Below are 13,754 nucleotides of genomic sequence, written 5' to 3'. Positions count from 1 at the left end.
CAGGTTCGAACTCAGCGCTTCGGCCAGTACCAGAGCGGCTCGTCCAGCAGGCTTTCCCGGCCCGCCACCGTCGTTCGGCCCGACTCCTTGAGCAGTTCTATGGAGTTGACGTCGACGCGGTGGCGGGCCGCTCCCTTCGCCACCGCTTCGGCCAGTTCCTGGGCGTGGGTCACCAGGACGACCTGGGTGTCGTCCGTCGCGGCGACGATCAGGTCGGCGAGCGGGCGGAGCAGGTCGGGGTGCAGGCTCGTCTCCGGCTCGTTGAGGACGAGGAGGGACGGCGGGCGTGGGGTGAGGAGCGCGGCGGTCCACAGCAGGTAGCGCAGGGTGCCGTCGGACAGTTCGGCAGGGCCCAGGGGGCGCAGCAGGCCGCGCTGGTGCAGTTGGACTTCGAAGCGCCCTCCGTTGTCGACGACGCGGACCCGGCTGCCGGGGAAGGCGGCCGCCACCGCCTCGTCGAGCGCCACGTCGTCGCCGATCTCGCGGATGGTCTGCAGGGCCGCCGCCAGGTCCGCGCCGTCGTGGGTGAGGACGGGGGTGCGGGTGCCGATGCGGGCGGCGCGGGCGGGCGCGTCGGCGTCGGTGCGCACGTGGTCGTAGAACCGCCAGGAGCGGATCAGCTCGCGCAGCCGCAGCAGGTCGGGGGCGAGCTGGGGGTCGGCGAACTCGCTGAGCATGCTGTCGTACGGCTTGATGCCCTGGGAGCGGTGCCAGCCGCCGTCGGCCGTGCGGGTGCGCACGGCGGGGCCCGCGCGGTCGCAGAGCAGCGCGGCGGTCCGCAGCACGGGCCCGGCCCAGGTGGACTCGCGCTTGATCTCGGGGTCGAGGGCGAACATGGAGGGCGCGCCGCCAGGGCCCGAGCCGCTGGACTGGGGGACGCCGAAGTCGACCGCGTACCCGAACTCGTCCCCGGCGAAGCCCAGTTTGAGCCCGGCGGGCTCCGCCTTGCGCTCGCCCGCCCACATGGCGGACGGCAGGCCGCCCTCGCGGGCCAGGGCCGCGACCGCGCCGCCGGTGGCGGAGTCGGCGAGCAGCCGCAGGGCGCGGTACAGGCTGGACTTTCCCGTGCCGTTGGCGCCGGTGATCACGTTCAGCCGGTCCAGCGGGACGATCAGCTTGCGCAGGGAGCGGTAGTTCTCGACGGCGAGTGTGCGGATCATGCGTCTCAGCCTCGCACCCGGGTCTGACAATCGGGTCTGACCCTTTTCAGCTCTCCGGCCGGACGTCCGGGGCGTCCGGCGCGAGGAAGCGGCCCATCGGCAGGACGGGGCGGCCCCAGGTGGACGCCATCACCTGGCCCGCGAGCAGGTAGAGCGCCCCGGCGCTCGCGCCGAGCCCGAACCAGCCCGCGACCCGGTTCCAGCCGACCGACCCCGTGAAGCCGTTGCAGGTCATCGCCACGAACACGACGAGGACGCAGGTGAAGGTGAGCAGCAGCGCCAGATGGATGCGGAAGCTCGCCAGCCACAGCACGAAGACCACGAACACCCAGGGCAGGGTGAACAGCCCCATCGTGTCGCCCCGCAGCGACGGGTCGAGGCCGGGAAGCACCCAGAGCAGCATCAGCGACTTCGCCATCCAGAAGAGCCCGAAGCCGCCGAAGACCGTGGCGTGCCAGGTGTCGCCGCGCTGTGCCTGGAAGAGCCCGGCGAGCAGCTGCGCGAGCCCGCCGATGAAGAAGCCCACCAGGGGCACGACCGAGTGCAGGAGCTTCTCGGGGAAGACGCCCGCGTCGATGCCGGTGGCGATCATCGTGACGACGATGAAGCCGGTGAGCCCGAGCGGGCCCAGCTGGGCCTGCGCGGTGGGCTCCATCCGTTTGACGGAGACGGCCTGGGCCGCGGGGCCCGTGCGGTGCGGAAGGTTCACGCGGCGCCTTTGCCGAACCCGCTGGCGGTCAGGTCGATCGAGCCGCTGCTGCTCCTGCTCCCGCGCCGGGCGGACAGGGCGATGGTGACGGCGACGCCGAGCACCGCCCAGGCGACCAGGACCAGGAGCGGTCCGGTGACCGCGTTCCCCTCGAAGTACGCGATGGAGCGCGCCACCCAGGTGCCCGCGCCCGGCGGCAGCCAGGGCCCGATCGCCTCCCAGAAGGGCGGCAGCATCGGCAGCGGGAAGGCGCCGCCCGCGCTCGGGTTGCCCGCGATGACGACGAGGAGGACGGCGAGGCCGATGCCCACGATGCCGGTGAGCGACTGCAGGGCGAGCGTGAGCGCGCCGACCCCGAAGGTCAGCAGGGCGCCGAGGCCCCACAGGCCCATGATGCTGCCGGGCAGGGCGCCGAGGATCGGCCCGATGATGATCGCGCCGCCGAGTCCGCCGACGATCGAGAAGAGCGCCATGGTGCCGAGCCTGATCACCGCGCGCGGCACGTTGGCGGCCCGGGAGCCCGCGCTGATGGCGAGGATCGAGGCGCACAGGTAGCCGCCGACGCACCAGCCGACGACCAGGTAGAACGAGGAGAGCCCGTTGAAGTCCTGCTTCGACGCGGGGGCCACGTCGACGGTCTTCACCGAGCGCTTCTCGGCGCCCTCGACCTTGGCGGTGAGCTCCACCAGGGTCCTGGAGAGGGCGGTGCCGCCGCCGGAGGCGACCAGGAGGGTGTCGGTCGTGCCGCGCGGGTCGACGATCAGCGCGCCGTCGATGTCCCTGTTCATGATCTTGTGGCGGGCGACGCCCTCGTTCTCGACCACCCGGGGGTCGAGCGGTTCGCCGGGGAGCTTCTTCAGCCGGTCGGCGGTCTGCTGGGCCGCGTCCCCCGGGGCGACCACTCCGAAGGACACGTCCTTCGGTTTCGGGTTGTGCAGGGCCCCTACGTAGGAGGCGATGAACAGCAGTTGCAGGGCGAGTACGCCGATGACGAGCAAGGCTGCTCGCGGAGTGACGGCGCTCTTCAATTCGTCGGCGAACCTCATGCCTCCACGCTCCGGGGCTTCGAGCGTTTCCGCAGGTGGGATGGGCCGAACGGACGACAGGAGCGGGGCGGTAGTGCCCTCGATCGGTTAATCGAACATTCGTGTCGTACGTGAGTTCGAAACTGGTCTATGGTGGAGAGAGGGGGCTGCGAGGTCGGATCGGTTCAGGGTTACAGGAGGTGCGTGTGCCGGGGTTCACGCATCTGCACACCGTCTCCGGGTTCTCCCTGCGCTATGGCGCGTCGCACCCGGAGCGGCTGGCCGAGCGCGCCGCCGAGCGGGGCATGGACGCCCTCGCGCTCACCGACAGGGACACCCTCGCGGGCGCCGTCCGGTTCGCCAAGGCCTGCGCCAAGGCGGGCGTGCGGCCGCTGTTCGGCGCCGAGCTCGCGGTGGGGGAGCCCGCCCCGCCACGGGGCGAGCGGCGCCGCGCCCCCGTGCGCGGCGGTGCCTTCATCGACGAGTCGACCCCGCGCGTGACCTTCCTCGCCCGCGACGGCGCCACCGGCTGGGCCGCGCTCTGCCGCCTCGTCACCGCCGCGCACCGCGCCCCGGAGGGGCAGCCCGTGCTGCCGTGGCAGGAGAACCACGGGGACGGCCTGACCGTGCTGCTCGGCCCCGCGTCCGACGTGGGGCGCGCGCTCGCCGCCGGACGTCCCGACCGGGCCGCCAGGCTCCTGGCCCCGTGGCGCGAGCGCTACGGCGACGCGCTGCGCCTGGAGTCCGTCTGGCACGGGCGTGAGGGCACGGGGCCGGGATCGCTCCGGCTCGCCGCGCGCACCGTCGGCTTCGCCGCTGAGCAGGGCGTACGTCCGGTCCTGAGCAACGCCGTGCGCTACGCCGACCCGGGGCAGGGCCCCGTCGCCGACGTGCTCGACGCCGCGCGCCGCCTCGTCCCCGTCGATCCGACCAAGGAACTCGACGGCGGCGAGCGGTGGTTGAAGGGCGCGGACGCCATGCTCGGCATCGCCGAACGGGTCGTCGAGGCGGCCGGGTTCCGCCGCGACACCGCCCACCGGCTGATCGAACAGACCCGGGCGGCCGCCGCCGAGTGCCTCGTCGACGCGGAGGACGACATCGGTGTCGGCACCGTGCACTTCCCCGAGCCGCGCCTGGTCGGCGCCGGGCACCGCACCGCGCAGCGCGTCCTGGCGTCACGGGCGGCGGCGGGCATGGTGCTGCGCGGCTACGACCGGGCGGCGGGGGCCCGCGCGTACTGGGAGCGAATGCACCGCGAGCTGGACATCATCGCGTACCACGGCTTCGCGTCCTACTTCCTGACCGTGGCCCAAGTCGTCGACGACGTAAGGGACTTGGGCATCAGGGTCGCCGCACGCGGCTCCGGCGCGGGATCCCTCGTCAACCACCTCATCGGCATCGCGCACGCCGACCCCGTCGAGCACGGCCTTCTCATGGAGCGGTTCCTCTCCAAGCGGCGGTCCGTGCTCCCCGACATCGACATCGACGTCGAGTCGGCCCGCAGGATCGAGGTCTACCGCGCGATCATCGGCCGCTTCGGCACCGAGCGGGTCGCGACGGTCGCGATGCCCGAGACCTACCGGGTGCGCCACGCCGTGCGCGACGTCGGCGCCGCCCTGTCCATGGACCCGGCCGACATCGACCGGATCGCCAAGGCGTTCCCGCACATCCGTGCCCGCGACGCCCGCGCCGCGATGGAGGAGCTGCCCGAACTGCGCGGGATCGCCGAGGAGTTGGGGGACAGGGACCGGCTGTGGGAGCTGGTCGAGGCGCTCGACGCGCTGCCGCGCGGTGTCGCCATGCACCCGTGCGGGGTGCTGCTCTCCGACGCCTCGCTGCTCGCGCGCACGCCCGTCGTGCCGACCAGCGGCGAGGGCCTGCCCATGTCGCAGTTCGACAAGGAGGACGTGGAGGAGCTCGGGCTGCTCAAGCTGGACGTGCTCGGCGTGCGGATGCAGTCGGCGATGGCGCACGCGGTGGGGGAGGTCGAGCGGGCCACGGGGGACCGGGTGGACATCGACGCGGTGCCGCCCGGCGACCCGGCGACGTACCGGCTCATCAAGTCCGCCGAGACGCTGGGCTGCTTCCAGATCGAGTCGCCGGGCCAGCGCGACCTGGTCGGCCGCCTCCAGCCCGCGACCTTCCACGACCTGGTGGTCGACATCTCGCTGTTCCGTCCGGGACCCGTCGCCGCCGACATGGTGCGGCCCTTCATCGAGGCCAGGCACGGCCGCGCGCCCGTCCGCTATCCGCACCCGGATCTCGCCGGGCCGCTGAAGGACACCTACGGCGTCGTCGTCTTCCACGAGCAGATCATCGAGATCGTGGACATCATGACCGGCTGCGGACGCGACGAGGCGGACCGGGTGCGGCGCGGGCTCTCCGATCCCGAGTCGCAGGGCCGGATCCGCTTCTGGTTCGCGCAGCACGCGGCGGCCAGGGGCTATGACGCGGAGACGATCGGCCGCACCTGGGAGATCGTCGAGGCGTTCGGCTCGTACGGCTTCTGCAAGGCGCACGCGGTGGCCTTCGCCGTGCCGACGTACCAGTCGGCGTGGCTGAAGGCCCATCATCCGGCCGCGTTCTACGCAGGGTTGCTCACGCACGACCCCGGGATGTACCCGAAGCGGCTGCTGCTCGCGGACGCGCGGCGGCGCGGGGTGCCGATCCTGCCGCTGGACGTGAACCGGTCCGCGGTCGCTCACCGTATCGAACTGGTGTCTGATAACTCGGAATCCCGAGAGGTCTGGGGCCTGCGCCTCGGGCTCTGTGACGTGCACGGCATCAGCGAGGCCGAGTCCGTGCGGATCGCCGAAGGGCAGCCCTACGCCTCGCTCGTCGACTTCTGGGAGCGGGCCAGGCCCTCGAAGCCGGTCGCGCAGCGGCTCGCGCAGGTCGGCGCGCTCGACGCGTTCGGCGCCAACCGCCGCGATCTGCAACTGCACCTGGCCGAACTGCGGCGGGGCGCGCGCGGCGCGGCGGGCGGCCAACTGCCCCTGGCCGGTGGGCGCGCGACCGCGCCCGCGGGCCTTCCCGACCTGGACGACGCCGAACGGCTCAGCGCCGAACTCGGTGTCCTCGGCATGGACTCGTCCCGCCATCTCATGGGCGACCACGAGGAGTTCCTGCGGGAGCTCGGCGCGCTCTCGGCGCGGCGCCTGCGCGAGGCCGAGCACGGCGCGACCGTCCTGGTGGCGGGCGCCAAGGCCGCCACGCAGACCCCGCCGATCCGCTCCGGCAAGCGGGTCATCTTCACCACCCTCGACGACGGCACGGGCCTGGTCGACCTGGCCTTCTTCGACGACGCGCACGAACGGTGCGCGCACACCGTCTTCCACTCCTGGCTGCTGCTCGTACGCGGCGTGGTGCAGCGCAGGGGCCCGCGCAGCCTCAGCGTGGTCGGCTCGGCCGCGTGGAACCTGGCGGACCTGGTGGAGGTGCGCAAGGAGGGCGGCCTCGACGCGGTGGCGCGGCGCCTGGCGGAACCGGGCCCGGAACCGGGCCCGGAACCGGAGCCGGGGCCCGGGGCGGGGGAGGGGCGCCGCATCCGCATGGCCACGGGCTACGAGATGCACCCCTGGGCGGATCTGCGCCCGGCGGGCGAAGGGACGGCGGGAACGCGGAAGCTGTGGCACCAGAGCCCGGGGAGCGCGGGATGAACACGATCCACACCGCCCACACCGACCAAGCCGTCCACGGCGGCGCGAGCACCCTCTACGTACGCTTCCTGCTGCCCCCCATGCATGAAGCCCTCCTGCCCCAACTGCTCGGCCTGCTCGGTGAGTTCACCCCAGAGGTCGAGGCGCTGCCGCCCGACGCCGCGCTCGTCGACGTGCGCGGCGCGCGGCGGTACTTCGGGCGCGGCGCCGTCGAGCTCGCCGCGCTGATCAGGGTGCGGGCGCTCGCGCTGTACGGAGTGGAGTGCGCGATCGGCGCGGGCCCCGGCCCGATGCTGGCCAGGATGGCCGCGCGCGGGGCCGCCCCCGGGGTGACCCGCGCGGTGCCCGAAGGGGCGGATGGGGTGAGGGAGTTCCTCGCCGAGCGGCCCGTCGGCGAACTGCCGGGCATCGGCCGCGCCACCGCCCGCACCCTGTGCGAGTACGGCCTCGACTCCCTCGGCAAGGTCGCCGCCGCGCCCCTGTCCACCCTGCAGCGGCTCGTCGGCGCCAGGGCGGGCCGCGAGCTGCGCGAGAAGGCGCGGGGCGTCGACCGCGCCCGCGTCGTACCGAACGCCGCCTCGCGCTCCCTCTCCGCCGAACGCCCGTTCCCGCGCGACGATTTGGACCCGTTCCGGCACCGCCGCGCACTGCTCTCGATCGCCGAGGAGCTGGGCGCGGGGATGCGCGGCGACGACCAGGTGTGCCGGACGCTGACCCTCACCGTGCGGTACGCGGACCGCACCACCACGACCAGGACGCGGACGCTGCCCGAGCCGACCGCGCACTCGGTCGCGCTGACCACCACCGCGTACCGCATGTACGAGGCGCTCGCCCTGCAACGGGCCAGGGTGCGCGCCGTCGCCCTGCGCGCCGAGGGCCTCGGCCCCGCCGAACACGCCGCCCATCAGCTGACGTTCGACCCGGTGGACGAGCGGTCCCGCAGGATCGAGGAGGTGGCCGACCGGGCGCGGGAGAGGTTCGGCCCGGGCGCGATCGTGCCGGGGACACTGGCGGCGTAGGGCCCGCGGCCCGGCCGCGAGGACCGCGCCAGTGACCACTGGAACTTTTTACTGACGCGTAACTTCACTCTTCGCGTACCGGCCCCTAGCTTGGCATGCGCACGGCACATCCTCGTGATCCGGATCACAGGGCTCACCCCCCCGCAACTCCCTTGAGCCGCAAGGAGATCACACGATGCTGCCCTGGAGACGAGCGCTGCGCGCGCTCGCCGCCGCCCTGCTCGTCATGGGCGCGGTCACCCTCACCCCTGCCGCCACGGCCGCGGCCGACACGGCGTCGTCCGCGTCGTCGAGCGGCTGGAACGACTACGGCTGCAAGCCGTCCGCCGCCCACCCGCGCCCGGTCGTCCTCGTCCACGGAACCTTCGGGAACTCCATCGACAACTGGCTCGTCCTCGCGCCCTACTTGGTCAAGCGCGGCTACTGCGTCTACTCGCTGGACTACGGGCAGTTGCCCGGCGTGCCCTTCTTCCACGGGCTCGGCCCGATCGACAAGTCGGCCGAGCAGCTGGACGCCTTCGTCGACAAGGTGCTGGCCGCCACGGGCGCGAAGAAGGCGGACCTGGTGGGCCACTCGCAGGGCGGCATGATGCCCCGCCAGTACCTGAAGTTCCTCGGCGGCGCCGACAAGGTGAACGCGCTGATCGGGCTCGCGCCCGACAACCACGGCACCACCCTGCTCGGCCTGACCAAGCTGCTCCCGTACTTCCCCGGCGCCGAGGACCTGCTCGACGCGAAGACCCCGGGACTCGCCGACCAGGTGGCGGGATCGGCGTTCCTGACCAAGCTCAACGAGGGCGGCGACACGGTGCCCGGCGTGCGCTACACCGTCATCTCCACGAAGTACGACGAGGTGGTCACCCCGTACCGCAGCCAGTTCCTGACCGGTCCCGACGTCCACAACGTGACGCTTCAGGACCTGTGCCCCGTCAACCTGGCGGAGCACGTGACGATCGGCATCCTCGACCGCGTCGCCCACCACGAGGTGGCCAACGCGCTCGACCCGGCGCACGCGACGCCGAGCACGTGCCTGTCGTAGCACGTGCCCGGCGTCGCACCCGGCTCAGCGGCCGTGACGGCCCGCCGCGCGGCGGCGGGTCGTGGCGAACATCGCCGCGGCGCCGACGGCGAGGGCGGCGGCACCGCCCATCGCGATGTACGGCGTGGTGCTGTCGCCGCCGGTCTCGGCGAGGTTGTCACCCGCGGCGCTGACCGGCTTCTCGGCGCCGCCGTTCACCTCGGGCTCGTTGCCGGAGGGCGCGTCGGCGGGGGCGGCGGCGTCGGCGCCGGTCTTCGCGTCCGCGTCGCCGTGGCCGTGGTGCTCGACCGTCGACTTCTCCGCGCCCGCCGCGATGTCCTTCTCGGAGGGGGCCGACGCGGTCGGCGCGGAGGCGCCCGAGCCGCCGCTGTCCTTGCCGAAGACGACGTCGGAGCAGGTGTAGAAGGCCTCGGGCGAATCCGAGCGCTGCCAGATCGAGTAGATCAGGTGGCGGCCCGACCTGGCGGGGATCTTCCCGTCGAAGACGTAGTCGCCGTTCTCCATCTTCGGGTCGGTGACGTTCACGAAGGGCTTCGCCTCCAGGTCCGACCACTTCAGGGGCTTGGAGGGGTCGTACGAGTCCTTCGTGAGGTACAGCTCGAAGGAGCCCTTGTGCGGGGCGGTGCCCTTGTAGCGGAAGGTGTGGCCGCCCGCGGCGAGCTTGGTCGAGGGCCAGTCGGCGCGCGGCAGGTCGAGGCCCTTGTACTTGTCGTTGCCCGCGCTGCACAGCTTGCCGTCGGGGATGATCTCCTTCGACTTGCCCGCGGCGTTGGCGATGTTCACGGCGTTCCAGTCGTAGAACGCCTGGGCGCCGCTGGCGGCGACCGCGGCCTTGCAGGCGGCCGACTTCGGCGCCTCGGGGCCCTCCTGGAAGCAGGCGGAGACCCGGCTGACCGGGTCCGTCATCGACCCGTGCGCGGCGGCGGGCGCGGCCGAGAGGGCGGTCAGGGCCAGCGGGGCGACACCTGCGGCGGCGAGCGCGGCGACCTTGCGACGAGCAGTCATGGGTGGTTCTCCTCAGAGGGCGGTTCAGGGGGCGACCAGAAAGCTAGCCCCTGAAAACCGTGAAATCGCCTGCTGGGGCCGGGGGATGGAGATCCTTATGGTGCGGTTAAGGGAGCGCTAATCAGGGGCTCAGGCTGAGTCCTGGAATGTCCCGCCTCGCGTGTTTCACCGCATCCCCTAGGCTGCTGACACCGGGCGGGCGGCGCCGCGGGAGGGGACGGGGCATGGCGCGGGGCGGTAGCGAGGGAGCGGTCGGCGGGGGAGTCGAGATGACGCGCCTTGGCGGCGGCAGATGGCGGGTCACCCGGCCCTGGCCCGCCGCGCTGCGGCCGTATCTGCACAGTTACGCGGGCTACTGGGAGACGGTGGCCTCGCCCTACCGGGTCCGCCTGGTCCCCACCGGCCGCGCCGTCGTGGTGATCAGCCTGGGGGAGCCGTTCGCCCAGGTGCGCAGGCTGGGGGAGACCGGTCCGGCCGCCGGCGTGGTGGGCTCGCTGGTCTCGGGGCTCGAGGACGGGCCCCGGGTGTGCGACCACCCCGGCGGCCAGGAAGCGATCAGGATCGAACTGACCCCGCTGGGTGCCTACCGGCTGTTCGCCGTGCCGATGCGCGAGTTGACCAACACGCTGGTCGAGCTGCAGGCCGTACTGGGCCCCAGGGCAGGCGAGTTGGTGGAGCGCATCGCGCTCATCGACGACTGGGGAGCCCGGTTCGACCTGCTTGACACCGCGCTCATCGGCAGGCTCGGGCGCGGCCCCGAGCCCGCGCCCGAGGTGCGCCACGCCTGGCGGCTGCTCTCCCGGTCGGGCGGGGCGGTCCCGGTGGCCGGGATCGCCGCCGAAGTGGGCTGGAGCCACGGCCACTTGGTCCGCCGCTTCACCGAACAGGTCGGTCTCACACCGAAGACGTCCGCCCGCGTGCTGCGCTTCCACCGGGCCGTGCGGCTGCTCGCCCGCGAGACCGCGAACCTCCACGAGGTGGCCGCCGTCTGCGGCTTCTACGACCAGGCCCACCTCAACCGCGAGTTCCGTGCCCTGGCCGACCTCACCCCCGGCAGGCTGGCGGCCGGGCGCCTCGCGGAGGGGGCCGTGCCACTTCAGGACGGGTGAGCGGCGAGGTCAAATTTGTCCAAGCCAGCCCGTCCGCACGTCGCTAGGGTCCCCGACTGTGATCTTCAGGCCGATGGCCTGGGCCAGTACTCCGGTGCTCCGCACCGGCACGTCAGGGGGACCCCGATGGCACAGCAGAATCAGCCCGCACGCCGCGGGCGCTGGGAGCGCTACAAGGTGACGGGCCCGTTCTCGCCCCAGGACCTGGCTGGGCTGTGGGGAGCCATCGCGGGCGTCGTGCTCCTCGCCGTACTGCTCGGCTGGGCGCTCGACATGAAGGGCGGTGTGGTGATCGTCGCCGCGATCCCGTTCATCTCGTCCTGGTTCGACTCCAAGCGCATCCTCTTCCAGTTCGACGCCGCGGGCGCCCGGGTCGGCAACGTGCTGCTGCCCTGGAACGACGTCACCCAGTTCGTCGTGGCCGTGCCTCCCGGCAGCGAGGAGGTCCTGATCGGCGCACGGCTGCGGCAGAGCGCGACGCTCCCGGCGGGGGCACGGGTCCCGCAGGCGCACCCGGACATGCCCGCACCGCTGTACGTGGCCGTTCAGCGGCACAAGTTCGACCTGGCCAAGATGGTCACCAAGGCCCGCAAGTACGCCCCGGCGCACGTTCAGATCATCGTCGCCGAGCCGTCCGGGGAACGGGTCGCCTCCTGAGCGCCTCGACGGCCCTGAGCGCCCTGAGCGCTCACCCCAGCCACCGGTACTGCCGCTCGGGCCGCCCCGTCCCTCCGTACCGGAGCGAGACATCGGCCCGCCCGGTCTCCGCGAAGAACTCCAGGTAGCGGCGCGCGCTCACCCGGGAAAGCGCCCCCGCCTCGGCGCACTCCGAGGCGGAGAGGCCGCCCGGGTGGGCGCGCAGCGTCTGCTCCACCAGCTCCGCCGTGTGCGCGGCGAGCCCCTTCGGCAGTTCCCTGGAGCCCGGCGGGCGAGGGCCGAAGAGCTGGTCGACGTCCTCCTGACGCGCCTCCGCGAGCCCTTCCAGACGCGCCCGAAGAGACGCGGCATGCCTCAACTGCTCTTGTAGAGCAGCCTGGTTGAACGGCTTGATCAGATAGTGCAGGGCGCCCGCCCGCAGCGCGGCCTGCACGATCTCCGCGTCCCGCGCCGCCGTGATGAACAGGGCGTCCACCGGCTGCCGCGCCGGATCCCGCTCCTCGGCCGCCCGCAGCTCGCGCAGCACCGCGATGCCGTCCATGTCGGGCAGGTAGACGTCGAGGAGGACGAGATCGGGGCGCAGGCGCTCCACCGCGCCGACCGCTTCGGCGCCGCTGTGGGCCACGCCCACCACGGTGAACCCGTCCATCGACGCCACGTACCGACTGTGCAGCTTGGCGACCATGAAGTCGTCGTCCACGACCAGCACCCTTGTCATCGCCGCAGGCTATGGGCGCGACCACAACGACCACAACGTCCGTTGATTCCGGAAGAGAGACAGGTTGTTAACGCGCGGGCAACATGTGGGCCACCTCACACCCGACTACGTACCGACAGGTGGTGGCACACGTGCGCCTGCGCACACCCCTCGCCCTGCTCGGGGCCGCACTCCTCGTGCTCGTCGCGCCGCCGCTGCTCACCACGGGCAGCGGCGCCGAGACCGGCACCCAGATCCCCGGCCTGCGCCTCATGGTCCCCAACACGCCCGGCGGCGGCTACGACATCACCGCCCGCACCGCGGCGAAGAACGCCGAGGACGCCGAACTCACCCACAACATCGAGGTGTTCAACCTGCCGGGCGCGGGCGGCACCGTCGGCCTGACCCGCCTCGTCGGCGAGCACGGCAACGGCAAGCTCGCGATGTCCATGGGCCTCGGCGTGGTGGGCGCCGCACGCTCCAACCACTCCCCGAAGACCCTCGCGGACACCACGCCGATCGCCCGGCTCACCGAGGAGCAGGACGTCGTCGTGGTCGCGAAGAACTCCCCGTACCAGACCATCGACCAGCTCGTCGCGGCCTGGAAGAAGAACCCGGGCAAGCTCCCCGTGGGCGGCGGCTCCTCGCCCGGCGGGCCCGACCACCTCGCGCCGATGCTGATGGCGCGCGCCGCCGGGATCGCCCCCAAGCAGGTCAACTACGTGCCGTTCGACGGCGGCGGCGAACTGCTCGCGTCCATCCTCGGCAGCAAGGTCGCCTTCGGCGTCTCCGGCGTCGGCGAATACCTGGACCAGATCAAGTCGGGCGAACTGCGCCTGCTCGCCGTCACCGGGCCGAAGCGGGTGAAGGGCCTGGACGGACCCACCCTCAAGGAGTCCGGCTACGACGTGAACTTCACCAACTGGCGCGGCATCGTCGCCCCGCCGGGACTCAGCGACGCCGAACGCAAGAAGCTCACCGGCCTCATCAGGAAGCTGCACGCCTCGCCCGAATGGAAGAAGTCCCTCAGGACGAACGGCTGGGACGACGCCTTCTTGACCGGCGACGCGTTCGGCGACTTCCTGGCAGCCCAGGACAAGCGCGTCGTGTCCGTACTGAAGGAGCTGGGGCTGTGACCGCCACCGAACTCCCCGAGCGGCCCGAGCAGGAGGCGCGCGGCCGCCGCTCCTGGCTGCGCGAACACTCCGAACTCGGCGTCTGCGTCCTGCTGTTGGCACTCGGCGTGCTCGTCCTCACCGACGCGCTCACCATGGACGTCGAGATCACCCAGCGCGGCCCCGTCGGACCCAAGACCGTGCCGGTCGTCGTCGGCGTCGGGCTGCTCGTCGTCGCCGTGCTGCTCGCCGTCGACGTCCTGCGCGGCGGGCGCGGCGAGGCCGAGGGCGGCGAGGACATCGACCTGTCCGAGCCCGCCGACTGGCGCACCGTGCTCCTGCTCGCGGGCGTCTTCCTCGCCACCGCCGTCCTCATCGAACCGCTCGGCTTCCCGATCGCGGGCGCCCTGCTCTTCTGGGGCTCCGCCTACGCGCTGGGCAGCCGCCACCTCGACCGCGATCCGCTGATCGCCGCGGGACTCTCCGTCGTCACGTACGAAGTCTTCAACAACCTGCTCGGCGTGCCCCTGCCCGGCGGGCCCCTGATGGGAGTGCTGTGA

Annotated in this window: 12 protein-coding genes; 7 read left to right on the top strand and 5 right to left on the bottom strand. The window is 72.6% G+C overall.

Annotated features, from left to right (window positions below; all coding sequences use genetic code 11):
- Positions 1 to 11: 11 nt before the first annotated feature.
- Genes KY5_RS08175 through KY5_RS08165 form a run of 3 tightly spaced genes read right to left on the bottom strand, consistent with a single transcriptional unit; the run spans position 12 to position 2,915 of the window.
- Positions 12 to 1,160 carry an AAA family ATPase gene (locus KY5_RS08175; RefSeq protein ID WP_098241592.1) on the bottom strand — a complete coding sequence of 383 codons (1,149 nt, stop codon included), beginning with the start codon at positions 1,158 to 1,160 and terminating at the stop codon, positions 12 to 14.
- A 46-nt stretch (positions 1,161 to 1,206) separates the two neighbouring features.
- Positions 1,207 to 1,869 carry an acetate uptake transporter gene (locus tag KY5_RS08170; RefSeq protein ID WP_098241591.1) on the bottom strand — a complete coding sequence of 221 codons (663 nt, stop codon included), beginning with the start codon at positions 1,867 to 1,869 and terminating at the stop codon, positions 1,207 to 1,209.
- Positions 1,866 to 2,915 carry an ABC transporter permease gene (locus KY5_RS08165; RefSeq protein ID WP_234362650.1) on the bottom strand — a complete coding sequence of 350 codons (1,050 nt, stop codon included), beginning with the start codon at positions 2,913 to 2,915 and terminating at the stop codon, positions 1,866 to 1,868. The genes KY5_RS08170 and KY5_RS08165 overlap by 4 nt, the downstream gene beginning before the upstream one ends.
- A gap of 185 nt (positions 2,916 to 3,100) precedes the next feature.
- Here KY5_RS08165 and KY5_RS08160 point away from each other — a divergent pair, with 185 nt between their 5' ends.
- The 3 genes from KY5_RS08160 to KY5_RS08150 all read left to right on the top strand — a co-directional run bounded on the left by KY5_RS08160 (position 3,101) and on the right by KY5_RS08150 (position 8,611).
- Positions 3,101 to 6,553: a DNA polymerase III subunit alpha gene (locus tag KY5_RS08160; protein ID WP_098241590.1), complete on the top strand. Its 3,453-nt coding sequence runs from the start codon at positions 3,101 to 3,103 to the stop codon at positions 6,551 to 6,553.
- Positions 6,550 to 7,572, top strand: a complete 1,023-nt coding sequence (locus KY5_RS08155) for a DNA polymerase Y family protein (protein ID WP_098241589.1) — start codon at positions 6,550 to 6,552, stop codon at positions 7,570 to 7,572. The genes KY5_RS08160 and KY5_RS08155 overlap by 4 nt, the downstream gene beginning before the upstream one ends.
- A 175-nt stretch (positions 7,573 to 7,747) precedes the next feature.
- Positions 7,748 to 8,611 carry an esterase/lipase family protein gene (locus tag KY5_RS08150; RefSeq protein WP_098241588.1) on the top strand — a complete coding sequence of 288 codons (864 nt, stop codon included), beginning with the start codon at positions 7,748 to 7,750 and terminating at the stop codon, positions 8,609 to 8,611.
- Between the two features lie 24 nt (positions 8,612 to 8,635).
- Here KY5_RS08150 and KY5_RS08145 read toward each other — a convergent pair whose 3' ends face one another.
- A complete protein-coding gene (locus tag KY5_RS08145; RefSeq protein ID WP_098241587.1) occupies positions 8,636 to 9,616 on the bottom strand; it encodes a lytic polysaccharide monooxygenase auxiliary activity family 9 protein in 981 nt (326 codons plus the stop codon).
- A 269-nt stretch (positions 9,617 to 9,885) separates the two neighbouring features.
- Between KY5_RS08145 and KY5_RS08140 the strand changes: the two genes are divergently transcribed.
- The gene (locus KY5_RS08140) at positions 9,886 to 10,725 is read left to right on the top strand and encodes an AraC family transcriptional regulator (RefSeq protein ID WP_234362649.1); all 840 of its coding nucleotides are present in this window, start codon (positions 9,886 to 9,888) and stop codon (positions 10,723 to 10,725) included.
- A gap of 126 nt (positions 10,726 to 10,851) precedes the next feature.
- Positions 10,852 to 11,382 carry a hypothetical protein gene (locus tag KY5_RS08135; RefSeq protein WP_098241585.1) on the top strand — a complete coding sequence of 177 codons (531 nt, stop codon included), beginning with the start codon at positions 10,852 to 10,854 and terminating at the stop codon, positions 11,380 to 11,382.
- 31 nt (positions 11,383 to 11,413) lie between these two features.
- Here KY5_RS08135 and KY5_RS08130 read toward each other — a convergent pair whose 3' ends face one another.
- Positions 11,414 to 12,100, bottom strand: a complete 687-nt coding sequence (locus KY5_RS08130) for a response regulator (protein WP_098241584.1) — start codon at positions 12,098 to 12,100, stop codon at positions 11,414 to 11,416.
- A 131-nt stretch (positions 12,101 to 12,231) separates the two neighbouring features.
- Here KY5_RS08130 and KY5_RS08125 point away from each other — a divergent pair, with 131 nt between their 5' ends.
- Together KY5_RS08125 and KY5_RS08120 are read left to right on the top strand one after the other, a co-directional pair.
- A complete protein-coding gene (locus KY5_RS08125; RefSeq protein ID WP_199843536.1) occupies positions 12,232 to 13,215 on the top strand; it encodes a Bug family tripartite tricarboxylate transporter substrate binding protein in 984 nt (327 codons plus the stop codon).
- Positions 13,212 to 13,754, top strand: a complete 543-nt coding sequence (locus tag KY5_RS08120) for a tripartite tricarboxylate transporter TctB family protein (RefSeq protein WP_098241582.1) — start codon at positions 13,212 to 13,214, stop codon at positions 13,752 to 13,754. The genes KY5_RS08125 and KY5_RS08120 overlap by 4 nt, the downstream gene beginning before the upstream one ends.

Source organism: Streptomyces formicae (genome assembly GCF_002556545.1).
In the GTDB taxonomy this organism is placed as follows: Bacteria; Actinomycetota; Actinomycetes; order Streptomycetales; family Streptomycetaceae; genus Streptomyces; species Streptomyces formicae_A.
This window is presented reverse-complemented; position numbering and strand designations above follow the sequence as displayed.